General features: G+C 49.5%; 12 protein-coding genes. All 12 read left to right on the top strand.

Annotated features, from left to right (window positions below):
• Nucleotides 1-20 precede the first annotated feature (20 nt).
• The 12 genes from BM358_RS06250 (at nt 21) to BM358_RS06195 (ending at nt 18,804) form a co-directional block, all read left to right on the top strand.
• Complete coding sequence (locus tag BM358_RS06250) at nt 21-761, top strand: SDR family oxidoreductase (RefSeq protein WP_028543245.1); 741 nt, start codon at nt 21-23, stop codon at nt 759-761.
• Between the two features lie 671 nt (nt 762-1,432).
• Nucleotides 1,433-5,458, top strand: a complete 4,026-nt coding sequence (locus tag BM358_RS06245; RefSeq protein WP_028543244.1) for a DUF5695 domain-containing protein — start codon at nt 1,433-1,435, stop codon at nt 5,456-5,458.
• Between the two features lie 135 nt (nt 5,459-5,593).
• Nucleotides 5,594-6,892 (top strand): alpha-glucosidase/alpha-galactosidase, encoded by a 1,299-nt coding sequence (locus BM358_RS06240; RefSeq protein WP_028543243.1) that lies wholly within the window; start codon nt 5,594-5,596, stop codon nt 6,890-6,892.
• A 13-nt stretch (nt 6,893-6,905) separates the two neighbouring features.
• A complete protein-coding gene (locus BM358_RS06235; protein ID WP_028543242.1) occupies nt 6,906-8,732 on the top strand; it encodes a cache domain-containing sensor histidine kinase in 1,827 nt (608 codons plus the stop codon).
• Nucleotides 8,733-8,748: 16 nt separating this feature from the next.
• Nucleotides 8,749-10,341 (top strand): response regulator, encoded by a 1,593-nt coding sequence (locus tag BM358_RS06230; RefSeq protein WP_028543241.1) that lies wholly within the window; start codon nt 8,749-8,751, stop codon nt 10,339-10,341.
• A gap of 123 nt (nt 10,342-10,464) precedes the next feature.
• Nucleotides 10,465-11,820: an ABC transporter substrate-binding protein gene (locus tag BM358_RS06225; RefSeq protein WP_231517281.1), complete on the top strand. Its 1,356-nt coding sequence runs from the start codon at nt 10,465-10,467 to the stop codon at nt 11,818-11,820.
• A 33-nt stretch (nt 11,821-11,853) separates the two neighbouring features.
• The gene (locus BM358_RS06220; protein ID WP_028543239.1) at nt 11,854-12,759 is read left to right on the top strand and encodes a carbohydrate ABC transporter permease; all 906 of its coding nucleotides are present in this window, start codon (nt 11,854-11,856) and stop codon (nt 12,757-12,759) included.
• A complete protein-coding gene (locus tag BM358_RS06215) occupies nt 12,756-13,682 on the top strand; it encodes a carbohydrate ABC transporter permease (RefSeq protein WP_023987249.1) in 927 nt (308 codons plus the stop codon). The genes BM358_RS06220 and BM358_RS06215 overlap by 4 nt, the downstream gene beginning before the upstream one ends.
• A gap of 166 nt (nt 13,683-13,848) precedes the next feature.
• Nucleotides 13,849-14,958: a M24 family metallopeptidase gene (locus tag BM358_RS06210; RefSeq protein ID WP_028543238.1), complete on the top strand. Its 1,110-nt coding sequence runs from the start codon at nt 13,849-13,851 to the stop codon at nt 14,956-14,958.
• A 69-nt stretch (nt 14,959-15,027) separates the two neighbouring features.
• Complete coding sequence (locus tag BM358_RS06205) at nt 15,028-16,551, top strand: Ig domain-containing protein (RefSeq protein ID WP_028543237.1); 1,524 nt, start codon at nt 15,028-15,030, stop codon at nt 16,549-16,551.
• Between the two features lie 46 nt (nt 16,552-16,597).
• Nucleotides 16,598-17,806, top strand: coding sequence for an NAD(P)/FAD-dependent oxidoreductase (locus tag BM358_RS06200; protein WP_028543236.1), 1,209 nt, complete (start codon nt 16,598-16,600; stop codon nt 17,804-17,806).
• On the top strand, nt 17,803-18,804 hold the full coding sequence (locus tag BM358_RS06195; RefSeq protein ID WP_028543235.1) for a proline racemase family protein: 1,002 nt from the start codon (nt 17,803-17,805) through the stop codon (nt 18,802-18,804). Before BM358_RS06200 ends, BM358_RS06195 begins: the two co-directional genes overlap by 4 nt.
• Nucleotides 18,805-18,844 lie beyond the last annotated feature (40 nt).

Here is an 18,844-nt window from a genome sequence, read left to right as displayed (position 1 = left end):
CAAGAAAGGATGTGAATTATATGTCAAATATTCAAGATAAGGTTGTCATTATTACAGGTGCCTCAAGTGGAATTGGAGAAGCGACTGCAAAAGAACTTGCCTCTAAAGGTGCGAAGCTGGTACTGGCCGCTCGTCGTGAAGCTCGTTTGCAAAAGCTGCAAGAAGCAATTCAAAATAATGGCGGGCAAGCTGTTTATAAAGTGACGGATGTTTCCTCACATGAGCAGATGGAAGAGTTAGCGGATTATGCGCTTAAAGAGTTTGGAAAAATAGACGTAATGGTCAATAATGCAGGAGTCATGCCGTTATCCCCTGTTCATGAAAAGAAAATCAAAGAATGGGATTTGATGGTGGATGTTAACATAAAGGGTGTACTTTATGGTATTGCTGCCGTTCTTCCATCCATGAGAGAAAGAAGAGAAGGGCATATCATTAACGTTTCCTCTATAGCAGGGCACTTAGTATTCCCTGCTAGTTCAGTTTATAGTGGTACAAAGTTTGCTGTGCGTGCCATTACAGAAGGCCTTCGTAGAGAAGAGTGTATCAACAATATTCGAACGACTATTGTCTCGCCAGGATCGATTGATACAGAATTAACAGCAGCAATTTCAAACTCAGAGTTAAAAACAGCAATTAATGAGGATATGAGAATTGCTATCGAGCCTTCTAACATTGCTCGTGCCATAGCATTTGCAATTGAACAGCCAGCCGATGTAGCAATTAATGAGATGATTATTCGTCCAACAATTCAAGAACTATAAAAATAGAAAAATAATGAGATATGTTGATACTGCCCTAAAAATAGATTTTGGGGCAGTATTTATATTTGTACGGTTTACATGCCTCTTGCTATTGCTATGGGATAGATATGATTTGTTAGCTCTATAAAATGGGGGTTGACCAATACAAAGCATACCATTGGAATCAGCCCAGTTTATAGATGCTTTCAGCAGATTTTTCCCCATACCCTATCCCCAAAATTCTTTACATACGCAGACTCCAAATTCTACCTTAGGAGCGAAACTATCTTAATAAATACCCTCGCATCTGAAAACCCAACGTATCGATTACCCACTACAGCAGCTCAAAATAAATTCTCGATTTTATAGTGTCCGTTTGTATAATCTGATCACACCCCGATATATCTAAAAATGCCTCCTTGCTCCCTATCTAAATTTCTTTCTCTCCATCATCAGTAATCTTAATTCAGATAAATCTGTCGTAGCTTGGTTGATTGCCGATCTAACAGTATCCCTCTATTAGGTTGAAATCCTATATAAATCGGTTGAAAATGTTGATTTTACCAATGGACAAGGATTTGTACAATAGAGTTGTAACGCTTACATTTCCAAGGAGGTTGCGGCGAAATGAAGAGACTTCAGGTGATTGGCAAGCAAATCAGGACCCCGAGATCCAAAAGGAGGCCGTGTTGATGAAATTTAAGGGAATATTGGCGGCATTTTTGTTTTTAACCACAGCGTCTGTGTTGTTTGGGACGCATACGGCAGAGGCCCATGAACTATCCAATGACAAGCTGACGATTCAGACAGGTGAGCACGGTGAAATTTCATCCATACGTATCAAGGGAGATGCTTTCCCGACAGAGTACGTGATGAACGCAACGGTTACACCTGAGCAGAACACCGCAGATCATCAGTGGCTAGGGGAGCTGATGTTCACGTACCTCTTGGATGGAGGCAGCTGGACGAAGGCATGGACGAACAAGTCGGCAGACGCACGTAAGATCACAACCAGTGGTAACCGTGTCACTGTCACGTACGAGAATTCTACTAATGCAGAAGGCATACGCAATTTTAAAGTCATTGAAACGTATTCGGCAGAGTCGAATGGTTCGGTGTTGTGGAATATACAGGTGCAGAATACAAGTGGAAAAAAACTGGAGATTGGCGATTTCGGTTTGCCTCTGCCTTTTAATGAGCAATGGACCAACGGTGATGCGATCTACGAAACAAGAGTGGTGACGCATTCCTTTGTCGGCAATAACAGTTCCTATATTACAGCTGGGCGTCCCAGCGGCATTGGTTCTTCCCTGCTGCTGATTCCTGATTCCACAACAGGTGCGGGTTTTGAATATCAGGATCACTGGCGGGATGAGGAGCATCCGGGCAGCAAATGGGCCTGGAACCCGGCCAACGAAGGCAAATGGCTGGAAGGACTCAATGTATTTTATATTCATTCCAATGTCATCAAGTTCACGAATCGGGGGTATTTGCCCAATACAAGCCTGATCCTGAATCCTGGTCAAAGCAAAAACTATGGCTTCAAGTTTCTGGCGGTGAAGGACGAGCATGATGTAAAAGATACGTTGTACCAAGAAAACTTGGTGGATACAACAGTCGTACCCGGCATGATCGTGCCTACGAATCAAAAAGCGAAGGTGGACCTGCGCTCCAAGCAGGCGATCAGCAAAGTAACCTATCCAGACGGAACCGTTATTCCGCAGACAGATAGCAAGGCCGGAGGACATTACATTTATGAACTGAAATTTACTAAGCTGGGCCCGAACTTCATAACGGTAGAATACGGCAACGGCAACAAAACGGTGTTACAGTTCTATGCCATCGAGCCGATTGATCAGGCGTTGCAACGGCATGCTACATTTATGGTCGACAAAACCCAATGGAATGTACCGGGTGATCTGCGCGACAAGGTATTTGACGATTGGATGATGCATACCAAATCCAAACGCAACATTTTTAACGGCTATTGGGGTTGGGGAGACGATTGGGGTCTGACCCACGGACAGTTCCTGGCTGAGAAAAACACACTGTCTCCAGTCGCCAAAGAGGTGCGGGCAGTAGACGATTATTTGGAGACGGCGATCTGGACAAATCTGATGAACGGACATCATGAGGATTATTTAATTCATGATTTCTTGATGCCAGAGCCTAATGATACACCGACCTATCGAGGGTATGCGTATCCGCACGTATACAACACGTATTTCAGCATGTACAAGATTGCCAAGGAATACCCGGATCTTGTCACTTACAAGCATCCAAAGGAAACCTATTTGCTGCGGGCGTATAACATTTTCAAAGCATTGTATGAAGGGCCAGTCGCGTACAACTGGGAAACAGGTTTGATGGGCGAACTGACCACACCGGATATTATTCAGGCACTTCATGATGAAGGCTATGATGATGAAGCGAATGATCTCAAGGAAAAAATGGATCGTAAATATAACAATTTTAAAAATACAAAGTATCCTTACGGTTCTGAATATAGCTATGACAATACAGGGGAAGAGGCTGTATATACGTTAGCCAAGCAGAATATAGATACAGAGGGCGAGCAAAGTAAAGCCCTGGAAATGATGAGTAAAATTAATGCCAAAACCCGTGCGGCACGCGGTCATATGCCCGTATGGTACTACTACACCGATCCGGTGACGATTACCGGGGAGAACTGGTTTAACTTCCAGTACACGACTTCGCTTGCCGGATATGCGATGGATGACTGGATTCGCCATCATGAGGACAATCACCGTGAGGAACAACAGCGGTTGTCCTATGCAGCTAAAATTGCCAATGTTGGAGCGATTAACTCCGGGCAAATCAGCTCGGACGCTGAAAACATCGGGGCGGTCGCATGGACGTATCAAGCGGAAAAAGGCAATAACGGCACGAACGGCACTGGCGGCGGTAAAAATGTTCCGCTCTTTAACGGCTGGCGCGGCATGAGCGGTGAGGCTGATCTCGGATTGTTTGGTGCGCTCAAAACATTAAGTGCTGATATCGCGATTGATCCTATTTTTGGATTGACGGGCTACGGTGCAGAGGTGAGCAAAAGCGGCAACGTGTATACGATCAAGCCACTGGACGGCCTGTTCAAGCGGGTCAATCTGATCACGGAAAAGCTGTATATCGAGCTGGAAAAGGACCAATATACAGAAGCCAAGTTGGCAACATCCAAGGATTATGTATGGTTCCAACTGAAAAATCAAACGCCGGGCCAAGCCCATTCCACGTACGTTACATTTGACGGTTTGAAGAAAGGAACGTATTTGGTTAAAGTGGGCGGTCAATCGCAAGGAAAGTTTAATGCGTATGCGACCACCAACAAACTTAAATTGGAGATTGGTACAGCAACCTCCTATACGATAGAGCTGACACCGACCACACCTGATCCGAACAAAGCACCTATCGCAGATGCTGGCAAAGATTCGAAGGTAAAGCTGCCGGATCAGATCATTCTGAAAAGCACGGCTACGGATGATGGACTTCCACAAGGTAAGGTGACGAGCGAGTGGAGTCTGGTCGAAGGACCACAGGACGCGAAGGTCACATTCAGTAACAAAACATCGCTGCGCACGAAGGTGGATGTTTCGGAGCCAGGAACGTATGTGTTCAAGCTGACAGCCAGCGATTCTCAGTTGTCAGCGGAGGCTAAAGTAACGGTGGTAGCTGAAGCGGCGGCTCCGTTACTTGAACAGCTTGCAGTTTACAAGTTTGATGAAACAAGCGGTTCTATAGTTGCGGATTCATCGGACAGTGGCAATGATGCTGCCGTGAAGGGAACGGCTGCATGGGCTGCGGGTAAAACAGGCAATGCTGTCAGCCTGAACGGCAAGGACAGCTATGTGCAGCTTCCGGCGGGTATTGTCAGTCGGACACAGCAATTGACCGTATCCGGCTGGGTCAAAGCGAACAGCCTGAGCGATTATGTGCGGATTTTTGACTTCGGCTCCGGGACGAATGAATATATGTTCCTGACGCCTAAAGCAGGAAACACCATGCTGTTTGCTATTACCAACCAAGGCAACGGGCAGGGACAGGAGCAGACGATTGAAGGCCCTGTACTGCCGACAGGCGTATGGAAGCATGTTGCGGTCACGCTTTCGGGTTCCACAGGTATTTTGTACGTGGATGGTAAAGAAGTGGGACGCAATACCAACCTGACCTTGAATCCTACCAGTCTGGGTCAGACCAAAAATAATTTCATCGGCAAATCTCAGTACCCTGATCCGTACTTCAATGGTCTGGTGGATGAATTCCGTATCTACAGCCGTGCTTTGAATGCAACCGAGGTGGCAGGACTGGCCTCTGGTACAGCACAGAATCTGGCGGCAACTGAGAAAATCACGGCTTTAAAAGAAGTAAACGTGACGACTCGTGCGGGTGAAAAACCCGAACTGCCAAGCGTCGTGGAAGCTACGTATGGAGAAGGCTCCACCAAATGGGTGGCTGTGGAATGGGAGGATATAGACCCTGCACAATATGCTGCTCCAGGTTCGTTTGAGTTGAAGGGTAAAGTAGAAGGGACAGAGTTAAAGGCAATTGCGAAGGTAACTGTGATTGAGGCTGGGGCTGCGGATTCATCGGTAACACCGGTTAGTCCGGAGAATTCAGTAACCCCGCCAACTACGACACCCTCGGTAACATCTGCCTTACCGCTTCGGCCTGTTAGCTCCGTTAAATCAGCGGGGGTATTCTGAATGGGAGGCAACAACGCATAGTTATGAGTAACCTTTCCCATCGTCACTTTCCTCCTGTAAAGGGGAGAGTGGCGGTGGGTATCCTTGCATTTGGAGTGCAAAGCTGCGAACAAAAATGTGAATGGGGGAAAAAGTATGAGCAAGATTACATTTCTGGGTGCAGGCAGTACGGTATTTGCTAAAAATGTGCTTGGCGATTGTATGTTGACGCCTGCTTTGCAGGGCTTTGAGTTGGCGTTGTTCGATATTGACCCCGTAAGGCTGAAAGATTCGGAAAATATTTTATCCAATTTGAAAAAAACAACAGGGAGTACCTGTGTGATTCGCTCCTACACTGATCGCAAGGAAGCACTACGTGGGGCGACCTATGTGGTAAACGCCATCCAAGTAGGCGGCTATGATCCGTGTACAATTACGGATTTTGAAATTCCTAAAAAATACGGCCTGCGCCAAACGATTGCCGATACGGTTGGCATTGGCGGTATTTTCCGCAATTTACGTACGATTCCGGTGATGCTCGATTTTGCGGCAGATGTACGCGAGGTTTGCCCAGATGCATGGTTTCTCAACTACACGAATCCGATGGCAGTGCTAACGAATGTGATGAACGTTTATGGCGGTGTCCGTACGGTAGGGCTGTGTCATAGCGTGCAGGCGTGTATACCGGAGCTGTTTAAAAGCCTCGGGCTGGAGCAGGAAGGTGTAAAGGCAAAAATCGCAGGCATCAATCATATGGCGTGGCTGCTCGAAGTGAGCAAGGACGGTGTAGATTTATATCCTGAGATAAAAAAACGAGCCGCCGCTAAGCAGCAGGAAAAGCATCAGGATATGGTGCGCTTTGAAATGATGCTAAAATTCGGCTATTACATTACGGAATCGTCCGAGCATAACGCGGAATATCATCCGTATTTTATCAAACGGGCATACCCTGAGCTGATTGAGCGCTTCAATATTCCTTTGGATGAATACCCGCGCCGCTGTGTGAGCCAGATTGAACGATGGGAAACGATGCGTGAAGAGCTTTTGGGTAATCAGGATCTGCGTCATGAACGGTCAAACGAGTATGCCTCTTATATATTTGAGGCGATCGAAACGAATCAGCCTTTTGCCATTGGCGGCAATGTGATGAACACAGGCTTAATTACCAATCTGCCGAAGGAAGCCTGTGTGGAGGTACCTTGTCTGGTGAATCGTAGCGGGGTTACGCCAACCTTTGTCGGGGATTTGCCACCCCAATGCGCAGCGTTGAACCGGACGAATATTAATACCCAGCTGTTAACGATTGAAGCTGCAATCACCGGGAAAAAGGAGCACATTTATCATGCTGCTATGTTGGACCCGCACACGTCCGCAGAGCTGTCCATGGATGATATCGTTTCTCTGTGTGATGACCTGATTGCAGCCCACGGGACATGGCTCCCAGCCTATGTGTAAGGGAGGCAGATGAATGGGAGGCCGTGGTCGTCAAAAGTTCGCCGGGATTCCTACAATCCGTGGGAAATTCATTGTACTGACGCTGGTACTCACCGTCATTCCGATGGTGGTACTGACCTTTACCTTTTACCGGATCGCGGCCCATTCCCTTGGTGAGAAGTCGGAAGCACTGGCTATGCAGTCCCGGCAAATGAGTGAAAATTACGTCAATGCGACGCTCTCCGATTTGAATGATCTAACCAATGCCATTCTCAGCAATCCTGATGTGCAGTCCACACTGGAGACCAAGCCGGAAGATGATTATGAATATTTACGGAACGATGAAACACTCAGTATGGTTGTCCGTACGCAAACCCAGACCAAGCCGTATATCACGTCCTCTCTCATATATGCCGCCAATGGCGGGCTCAAGCATTCTCTCTATCAGGGGAATGTTTCGGTCCGTTTTGGCGGCCTTCCTACATTACAGGAAGCACGTGTGTACTATCGCCGCCTACTCGCCGAGCGGCCCATGATGTGGATGGCTCATTCGCCGTTTGAATCCGGACGCGGGATGGCGGAGGATCGCATCTATGTGGGGAAACTGCTCCGAAAAACGACTGGAGATTATGCACCACTCGGATTTTTGCTGCTGGAAATCGACAAGGCCAGTCTGTTTCGGGGGCTTGCTTTTCATGAAACAGATGGCAATACCCAGATGTGGGTGCTTGATCAGGAGGGCGAGCCTGTATACCGATTGCCGGAGCAGGGTGTTGCGGATCAAGCGCTATTGCGGCAGATTGCCAAATCGGCTGTGGATAGGCCTGTGCTTACGAAGGACTGGAGAACATGGAACGGCCGCCAGACGATGATCTCTTACGGCCCGTTAAATGAAGGACAATGGACGCTGCTACAAAAAGTCGATCAGTCTGTGTTGTTCGAGGATGCGCGGAAAATCGGCGCCTGGACCATCTGGACTTTTTTGATTGCACTGATGTTGGGCTGGATGCTGTCTTATCGGCTGAGTGACACGATTCGTCGCCCCCTGCTTCAATTGAGCCGATTAATGGCGGTCGATGGGAGTGTGAGCGCTACAGGCTCAGCCCAAGCTTTCGAAGCTCCTACTTCCGTTGTTTTTAATCCTAAGGATGAGGTAGGGCAGATCGGGGAGCGTTTTCTTCATATGATGCAAAAAAATCATGAACTGTACGGTCAGGTCTACGAAGCGTTGCTGTCGCGTAAGCAGGCTGAGTTCCGCGCGCTTCAGGCGCAGATTAATCCGCATTTTTTGTACAACACGCTAGAATCCCTAAAGGGAATGGCCTTGGCGAATGGGCAACGGGATATGGCAGAGGTAATCGGTGCCTTCGGAAAATGCTTTCGCATTTCGCTAAGTTATGGCCGAGAGCAAATCAGTTTGGGACAGGAAGTCGAGCATGTAAGCGCCTATGTGAAGGTGCAGCAGTTCAGGTTTAGGAATTCGTTCGAGTGGATTTGCGAGGTCGAGGAGGATATTTGCGGATTTTATGTACCCAAACTAATCCTCCAGCCGCTCGTCGAAAATGCTATTTACCACGGCTTAAAAGGGCGCACCGACCGTGGCTATATCATGTTATCCGGTACAAGGGAAGGGGATATGTTGCGTTTGACGGTCAGTGATGATGGGGGCGGTATTGGAGCCGAGCGTCTGAACGATATCCGGAAGTCGCTGGATGCGGAACGGGGGAGTGCTATTGGCTTTGGGCTGCGCAATGTGCATGAACGTCTTCGGCATTATGGTCCGCAATATGGACTGTCCGTGACAAGCGAGCCGGGTCAATACACCTCGGTTACTTTACTGGCACCCATTCGAACCGAATAAGAAAGGGGAGGATGGCATGTACCGGCTGCTGATTGTGGACGACGAATATCATATTCGGGAAGGACTGAAGCTGATGGTGGCGGAAAGTGGCCTGTCAGTGGAAATCAGTGATGTGGCGGAGGACGGCACAACGGCATTACGTTTGTATACGGAGCAGCGACCGGACATGATTTTACTGGATATTAATTTACCGGATATGAGTGGACTGGACGTAGCAAAAATCATTCGGGAAAAGGATCAGCAGACTCCGTTATTATTCCTGACAGGGTACGAATCTATGACATATATTCGTCAGGCAGTTTCGCTTCAAGCGGTCGATTATTTGCTCAAGCCGGTGACCAGCGAGGATTTCGAAGCGGCATTGAGCCGGGCAGAGGATCGCATTGCGCAATGGCGAAGAAGCGAGGAGGAAGCCATTCACCGCCATCGTTCATTGGAGCCATTGTACAGGGAGCATCTACTGCTGGATTTGCTCCAGCAGCGGCGTCCTGCAGCCGAGGTCATTCGGGACATGGACGGGCTGGGATTTTTCGGCGAGACGAATGGGCCGCCTTATACCGTGCTGTGCTGCGAGCTGGAGGAGGCGTCGCAGCAGGAGGCAACCGCCACTAGCAAGCCACACGGTTCCATGCATAAAAGCAGCCATGTATTCGCCGGACTGGCTGGGGAGGCTGCGGCAGCAGCCGGGGCGAAGGCGCATGGTGCGGCGGTTTCCCGCGATCGGCATGTTGTGCTGCTGGCGACGGCATCTTGCAGGGCGGCGGAACGGACGGCACAGCAGATTCGGCAGGCCGTGCAGGAACGATTGAGCCAGGGCGTGTCCATCGGGATTAGCCGTCCCGTACAACGGATGGAGCAACTTCCCGAAGCGTATGAGGAAGCTGTGCAAGCGGCAGAGCATCGGGGGTGGGTGGGCTATAGCCAGATCATCCCCTATGAGAGTATTCAGGCGGCCGAGCCGAACAGCAGTCAATTACTGGAGAAGGAACTGCTAATGATTACGGAAATTCGAGCAGGCAATGATGCTGCCGTACATGCGATTTTACAGGAATGGTCAGGACAGTTGACAGGGTTGCCCGTCAAGCAGGTGAAAATGATTGTCACTCAGCTCGTGCTGTTCGTCATGCGGATCGTTCAGAGTGATGCATCTGTAGGACAAACGTCCATGCAGGAGCAGGACCCGTTGTTGGAGCTGTCCCGATTACGGCATGGGCCCGAGATGATTGATTATGTATCGCGCTATTTTGTTCGGGTGGGTCGTCATGTCCGAGAATCACGTGAGAAGGGGATTCCACGCAAATTCCAACGGGCCAAGGAATGGATTCGGGAGCATCTTCAGGAGGATGGCGGGCTGAACCGTCTTGCAGAGTACATGAATATGAGCCCCAAATATTTGAGTGCCCGTTTCAAGCAAGTTACAGGTGAAAGCTTCGCCGACTACCAGACGCGTGTTCGCTTTGAGCGAGCCCGAGAACTGCTGCTGGACGCGAATCGCAAGGTGGCGGAGGTAGCGGAGGTTGTGGGATTCACAGATACCAACTATTTTAGCATTGCCTTTAAAAAGCATACCGGACTGACCCCGACGGAGTTTCGTAAAACATTTTTGTAAACGCGCTGTTAAAAAAATCATACCAAAACAAAGAGAGTCTGGAGTCGTTGGGTGGTCGGCTCTGGGCTCTCGGCGCATAATAGGCTTGTAAGGAGAAACCAGTTCAGGAAGGGGCCGGTTGATTTGCTGAAACGAAGGTTACGGACATGGATGGCTCTCGTGATGACGGCGATGTTGACAGGGCTGACGGCTTGCAGTGGTAACGCTGGCGAACCGACTAATCCCAATGCGGTCGAACTCAAGTTCATGTACTGGGGAAGCAATGACGAGAAGCAGGCGATGGAAAAAATGATTCAAAGCTTTAATACATCCCACCCGAACATTCGGGTGAAGGGCGAGCATGTCCCTGGTGACTACACGACGAAAATTAACACGTTAATGGCTGCCAATCAGCTTCCTGATATCGCCTACTTGGGCGATTCCCTCACGATGAAATGGGCAAGTGAAGGCAGACTCCTGGATTTATCCTCTTATTATGACGAATATCCCGAATTAAAAAACAAGCTCAAATCCTCCTATCTCTACAGCGAACCTGGCAAGTCTATCGGAAATTACACCGCATTGGAAGTGATGCAGTTATTTTACAACAAGGAGTTGTTTACAGAAGCAGGGGTACCCGTCCCTCCGGCTGATCCTCAAAAAGCGTGGACATGGGATGAATTTCTGGAAATTGCCAAAAAGCTGACCAAGGATCAGAACGGCAAGCATCCGGGAGACAGTGGATTTGATCCGAAAAATATTGTGCAATACGGCTTTGCCTTTGGCAATGACCGCAGCTCCTGGGGGCCGCTTTTAGCGAGCAACGGTGGAGGTTTGACTGACAAAACGGGCAAGAAGTACACCCTGAACAGTCCTGAGTCGGTGGAGGTTTTTCAGAAGTTGCAGGATCTGGTTTTCAAGGAGCATGTTTCTCCTGATTTGATCCAGCAGCAGGACATGCCGTCCAATACGATTCGGCTTCAGACAAGAAAGGTCGCAATGGTGGTAGACGGGACATGGTCCCTGCTCGATTTTTCGAACAACAAGCAGCTGCAATGGAGTATCGGCGTTCTGCCGAAGCTAAAAGAACCCAAAACGATGATTGTTGCGGGAGCCACGGTCATTTTCCAGAGCACCAAGCACCCGAAGGAAGCGCTCGAATTTTATTTGTACCATAACAATCCCGAAAAGGTGGATCTGTTCAAGTCTGGTCTTTGGATGCCTATCGAGGAAAAATATTATACCGATGAGCAGGCCATCCAGTCATGGACAAATAATGCCGCACATCCACCGGAATTTCAAAAGGCTGGCATTGAGTATGCCAGAGATTATGCGACCAAGCCGTCAACTTCGACCCTTCGCAACTGGCCTGATATCGGTTCCAAGCTGACCCCAGGGCTGGATCTGATTTGGACGAACAAGAAGACGCCGCAGCAGGCGCTGGATGAACTGGAACCTATCATTCAGCCATTGCTTCAAGGAGTATACCCGGATGAATAATGCGGCGGGACAGCTGCGAAAGGAGAACTGCCCATGAAGCGACCAAAATCAGGAATGATGCGCATGGAGCGAAACTGGGGTCTGCTATTCGCGCTTCCTGCCATCCTCGGATTAATGATATTTACAATTGGACCGATTGCGGCCTCGTTCGTATTCAGCTTAACCGATTGGACGATTGGCGGACAGATGACCTTTATCGGATTGGACAATTACCGAACCATTTTGACCGAGGATGCTACCTTTTCCCAATCCATGTTCGTGACCACATATTATGCACTGGGTAGCGTACCTCTAGGCTTGGCGGCAGCTTTTATCATTGCGCTGTTATTAAATCAAAAGGTGAAGGGTTTGTCGGTGTTCCGTACGATTTATTATTTACCTACCATTGTACCGAGTATTGCCAACACGATGCTGTGGCTGTGGATGTTCAACCCGGATTTTGGTCTGTTAAATTCGCTGCTGGAGAGCGTTGGACTGCCAGGGAGCAAATGGATTTATGACGAGAGCACTGCAATACCCTCGCTGATCATGATGAGCACCTGGGGGATCGGGAACACGGTCATTATCTTTTTGGCGGGACTTCAGTCGGTTCCCACCCATCTGTATGAAGCAGCTGAGGTAGACGGCGGCAATAGGTGGCACAAATTTTTTCACATTACCATTCCTTCGATGACACCAACCATTTTCTTCAATCTGGTCATGTCTTTAATCAGCACCTTTCAGGCATTCAATCAGGCGTATGTCATGACCAACGGGGGACCTAACAATTCAACCCTGTTCTATGTGTTCTACTTGTGGCGTACGGCCTTTACGGAGACTAAAATCGGCTACGCCTCAGCGCTGGCCTGGATCTTATTTTTCGTCATCATGGTCCTAACGGTTCTGATTTTCTCCACATCCAAAAAGTGGGTCCACTATGAAGGAGGGGAACGTTCATGAATCAGGTCACTTCTTCTGTCAATCCTTCAGAAACACCACAACATCCGCTTCCACAGCCTGAACGCTCCCGAAGTCCTGCTACCGCCACCCGTTCCAAACCATTCCCAATCAGCCGTGTTGTACTGTATATCGTTTTAATGATAGGTAGTGTTTTAATGCTGTTGCCATTTGTATGGCTCATTCGTAGCTCTCTGATGGGGACATCCCAAATTTTCGTGTTCCCGCCAGAGTGGATACCCTCTCCTTTTCAATGGAGCAATTACCCGGAAGCGCTGACTTCAGTACCGTTCGGCAGGTATTTTATGAATACGTTCATCATTGAGGTATGTGTGCTGGCAGGAGTGATGTTGACCTCGATTGTATCGGCGTTTACTTTTGCCCGCCTACGCTGGCCTGGACGTAATCTGATCTTTTCTCTGCTGATCGGGTCGATGATGCTGCCTTACGCGGTGACGCTAATTCCCACTTTCGTGATGTGGCGTGAGCTGGGCGGTCTGAATACATTTCTGCCGCTGATTGTTCCTGCATGGTTCGGTGGAGGGGCGTTTAACATCTTTTTGATGCGACAATTCATGCTGACGATTCCACGCGATTTGGACGAAGCGGCTTATATGGACGGAGGTACGCCTCTGACTGTACTATGGCGCGTCATTATTCCTTTATCTTCGCCTGCATTGATCGTGATCGGAATATTTACATTTATTGATGTGTGGAATGATTTTTTGGGCCCGATTATTTACTTAAGTGACGAAAAGCATTTTACGCTAGCGCTGGGGCTAGCGACTTTTCGGGGATTGAACAATACCAACTGGCCTTACCTGATGGCGGCTTCCAGCACAATTTTGGCTCCCATCGTCCTGATATTTTTTATCGGACAGCGCTATTTTATCGAAGGCATCACATTGACAGGGATAAAAGGCTAAAAGGAAGCTGAGACGCGCTGGTATGCTTGAAAAAGAGACGGAGAATTGGGTGCAGGACTTACGGGAAAGCGGCAGCGAGAAGAGCATACATGTGTTCAAAAGCAAGTGGAGAGTATGTTCTAAGGCATATGCCCTGAAAAGAGATGTGGAATAAGGAGGCGTACGAGTGAAAGAGGAAGAGAGTCAAAAGACAAAACCGTTACAGGGTGTTCCAGGCAGACTGGCCCGGTTACGCTCGGAATTCCCGGCTCTAGGGATAGATGCACTGCTTATTACACATGGGCCTAATCGAAGATATATGACCGGATTTACAGGCTCCGCTGGAATTGCACTTGTTACGCAGGAAGAGGCTTTTTTAGTGACGGATTTCCGCTATATGATGCAGGCAACAGATCAGGCAGTGGAATATTCAGTGATTCGGCATGAGGCGCAAATCTTCCAAACCGTGGCCGATCTCACAAGTAAATTGGGTGTCCACAGACTGGGTTTGGAGAGCAGGCATGTTTCACTTCAACAGTCGGGACAGCTACAAGCCGCGCTGGGCTCGTTGGAGTACGTACAAACGGAGGATGTCATTGAACGGCTGCGCGATGTGAAAGACGAAGAAGAGATTCGCACCATTAGCGAAGCTGCGCGTATTACCGATGCCGCCTTCACGGAGGTGCTGAATTGTATTCAGCCTGGAGTTACAGAGCGGCGGATTGCGGCGGAACTGGAATATCAGCTTCGGCTCGCAGGCGCGGAATCAGGCGGTTTTGCGTTCATTGTCGCTTCAGGTGAGCGTTCGGCGCTGCCGCACGGACTGGCCAGTGACAAGGAGATTGGTCAGAACGAGTTCGTCACAATGGATTTTGGCGCAAATGTGCGTGGTTATCTATCCGATATCACGCGTACCGTATTCGTAGGCCAGCCCTCAGAACGACATGAGAAATTGTATGCCATTGTGCTGGAAGCAAATATGAAGACGATTGCAGGACTTCGTCCCGGCTTAAGCGGTCGGGAGGGAGACAGTCTGGGGCGGGATGTGATTGCCTCTTACGGCTATGGGGAGCAGTTTGGTCATGGGCTGGGCCACGGCTTTGGTCTCGAAATTCATGAGCAGGTACGGCTGTCCCGCGAAAGTAAGTCGGTGCTCGTACCGGGTCATGTCATTACCGTGGAACCAGGCATCTATATTCCAGGCTTCGGCGGGGTTCGCATTGAGGACGATGTGCTGATCACAGATGACGGTGTCAAGGTACTGACCTCTTCGCCTAAGGAACTGCTTTTATTATAAAACGCAGTGGCGTTATAGGTAACTATCCATAGTTTGCAAGTCATTCAAAAATGAGATGGAGGGGATCAAATGAACACGCATAAAAGACACACCAAAATATGGCTGACTGCGCTGGCGGCTTCTCTCATTGTGGCTTTGACACCAGCTATTCCGGGTCAACAGGCTTATGCCGAGGCGGAGTCGGATGTAAAAGTCATCGACATCTTTAGTCGGACGGTGAACGATTATGGCATAGATCTGGTTGATTGGCAAGGATATCTGGCGAACCCGTATGTGAAGCTAAAAGTGAAGCCGCCAGCGGATGCCGCTTTTCCGTTAACGGTTACGTTAAATGCGCAGGGCACGTCCCGGCTGATGATGGATCTGCCAAGTACGTTGTCGGCGCAAGGTGCAAGCAAAACGCTGACTTTTGCCAATGCACAGGAGGAAAAAGATTTTCGGTTAGCCATCCATCCTGACCGGATTGGAGGAAACGGTGAAATAGAGAACTATACGCTGTCTATGTCCGTTGCCGGAAATGATGGTCACACGACTACTCAGTCCATTCCGATTCGCGTGTTGGATCAGGACGATAATGAAGAGCCCACAGTCCCTCTCCATTTTGATTACCGCTTCGATACGATCAAGCCTTATTTCAATGATGCGGCTACCAAAAAAGCCGCAGAGCTGGCGGTAAAGGACTGGTTCTATTTCTTTGATCTGGCTCCTTTCGATGAGGTTCCTGCCAACGCTGAGGTAAACCATCTGCCAGGAGACGACTGGCAAAATGAAATACAGGTGACAAATGATAAGCCCTACAAAGGCATGTGGGTGTTTATGAGAGGGCTGAACGGACCCTATTCTACGGGCTTTCCAGCCACGAACGGCAATTATCATACACGTAACGGTGTGACCGTCCCGGGGAACCTGAACCGTTCCTATAGTTTGATTCTGGATTTCTATGATGATGCGATTCCATTCACATCCGTAGACGATGAAGAATGGTATCAATCCGATCTGTCCAAAGTGACGGATGTGCATGGGCTGATCATGCATGAATTCGGTCATGCGATTGTATTCAGCGACACATTCCCGGGTGTCAAAGCGCTGAAGGAAGCGGCGGGCAATGACCCGGATATTATGGCTTATCAGCACAGACCAGCCGCGCTGGACGACAGCTATCATCTCTCCGGAGAGCTTGCAGAAGTCGACCGATTGAGCGGTCAAAATGGAGGCTGGCGCCATCTGTTTCCGACCCGGCGTTGGATGAACACGAAGCTTTCGCTGCTGGTAGCAGAAAAAGCAGGCTGGCCGCTACGTAAGGACCTGACTCCTTTCCTCGCGACAGAAATCATGACGAAGGAATTGCCAGCACCCGTCAAAGGTAAAGCGTACACGGCCAAGCTGGAGGCTAAGGGAGGCGTTCCGTTTTACGATTGGACGGTGACAGGCGGTCAACTGCCCGCAGGGTTCACACTGGACCGCTTTACAGGAACGATTAGCGGAACAGCAGGCAGCGGAGCAGGCAACAAGACGTATACGTTCACCGTACAGTTACGGGATTATGATGAGCTGAGCAAGCCTGTGAAACAAAGCTTTACGCTCAAGCTGTAAATAATACCTCACAAACAGATTAAAACGGTCGAAGGGAGGGAAGCGAATGAAACATGATGCCGCGGATCTGGTCATTGTAGGCGGCGGAATCATCGGTACAGCCATCGCTTATTATGCGGCTAAGTCCGGTATGAAGGTCGTGCTGGCTGAGCGAGGGGAGATTGCAGGAGGCACTTCGTCCCGTTGTGATGGAAATATATTGGCAATCGATAAAGAGCCCGGGTTTGACAGTCGAATGTCGTTGGTATCGCAGGAGCTGGTGGCAGAGCTGGCTAGGGAACTGGAGGATGAGTTCGAGTATCGTGCGCCTGGCAGTATTCTGGTCTGTGAAAACGATCAGGAGATGCAAGCGGCTGAGCAATGGGTAACCCGTCAAGAGCAGGAAGGACTTCCATTTCGCATGCTGGATCAGCAGGATTTGCGAGAGGAATGGCCGCATTTAGCGAAAGATTTGCCGGGCGGGCTGGAGTGTGCGACAGATTCCACTGTAAATCCGGTGTTGATGACGTATGCACTGGCCGAGGCCGCGCGTCGGATGGGGGCCAAGTTATTACCGCGCATGCCGATACAGTCCATCCTTCAGGACGAAAGGGGGAACGTCCGCGGGGTGGAGACGCCTAATGGCGCTATCCATGCAGGTGCAGTGGTATTGGCGACAGGTGTGTGGACACGCAGCATCGGTCATTCACTCGGTTTGGACCTTCCGATCATGCCGCGCAAAGGGCATATACTGGTGTCTGCCCGAATGCCTTCCATTGGGAACCGCAAGGTAATGGAGTTCGGCTATCTGATGAGCAAGTTTGGTGGTCAGCGGAGTGTGGGTGAGCTTTATGAAAAATATGGTGTAGCGCTAGTATTCGAGCCAACCGCATCTCAAAACATTCTGATCGGCAGCAGCCGTCAGTTTGTCGGTATGGACACACGTGTCGATCAGCAAGTGATTCGCTTAATCGCCCGCAGAGCCATTCGCTTTTTCCCTGCTTTAGCCAATATACCGCTGATGCGGGCGTATACCGGCTTGCGTCCATGGACACCTGATCATTTGCCAATTGTATCAGCGGTGGATGAAGTACCGGGGTTGTTTATCGCTTCTGGCCATGAGGGGGATGGCATCAGTCTTGCGGCGGTTACGGGTAAGCTGGTGACCGAAATGGTACGCAGTGAATCCACTTGTATTCCGGTGGAGCCGCTGCGATATGACCGATTTGGGGAGGCTTTTACCAGCCACGAGGTTCACGGGGAGGTAACCGGATGAGTGTACCGAGCAGAATTACTACCATTGATACCCATACGGGAGGCAATCCAACGCGGACGGTCATTCACGGCGCGCCTAAGCTGGTAGGTCATACGATGCTGGAAAAAATGACTTATATGGCAGCACATCATGATGATTTTCGCCGTCTGCTGATGTTCGAGCCGCGAGGGCATGAGGTGATGTCGGGCTGCATTTTAACAGAACCTTGTCATCCAGATGCAGATATCGGTGTGGTTTTTATAGAGACTGGCGGCTATTTACCGATGTGCGGTCACGATACGATTGGAGTATGTACAGCGCTGATGGAAGGCGGGCTGATTGCTGCGGATAAAAAATCAATATTGCTGGACACTCCGGCAGGCCCGGTTCATGTGCGGCTGAAGGTGGATGCGGGCAAGGTGCGGCAAGTAACGTTCACGAACATCCCTTCTTTTGTGTACCGCCGTGAGGTTGAGGTCCAGGTAGAGGATATCGGTCAAGTCACGCTGGATATTGCGTATGGGGGCAACTTTTACGGCATTGTAGAGGCGGCTTCCATCGGTCTTGCACTGGAGCAGAGCAATGGGGCAAAAATTGTACGAACAGCAGTGCAGATTCGGGAGGCAGTGAATGCTGTTGTTGAGGTAGTACATCCTGAAAATCCGGTTATTCAAGGATTGACGCATATTGAATTTTACGGGGAGCCTGTGGCTCCACAGGCCGATTGCCGCAATGTCGTCGTCATCCCACCGGGAGGTATCGATCGTTCTCCTTGTGGCACAGGAACCTCGGCCAAGGTAGCGGTGCTGCACGCCAAGGGAAAACTGGGCTTAAATGAGCCGTTTGTGCATGAAAGCATCACAGGTTCCATGTTTCGGGCTGAAATCGTGGGCGAGACGCAGATAGGTCCTTATCCGGCAGTCATTCCACAAATTACAGGCTCGGCTTGGGTGACGGGACATCATCAATTTGTGTTGGACCCCGAGGACCCGCTTAAAGAAGGTTTTTTGCTGATGTGAGCATTTTGCATCATTCCCGAATGATGAATATGAAAATAAA

This window comes from Paenibacillus sp. cl130 (assembly GCF_900116035.1).
In the GTDB taxonomy this organism is placed as follows: Bacteria; Bacillota; Bacilli; order Paenibacillales; family Paenibacillaceae; genus Paenibacillus; species Paenibacillus polymyxa_B.
Note: the sequence above shows the minus strand (reverse complement) of the source record. Positions and strands in the feature narration are given on the sequence as shown.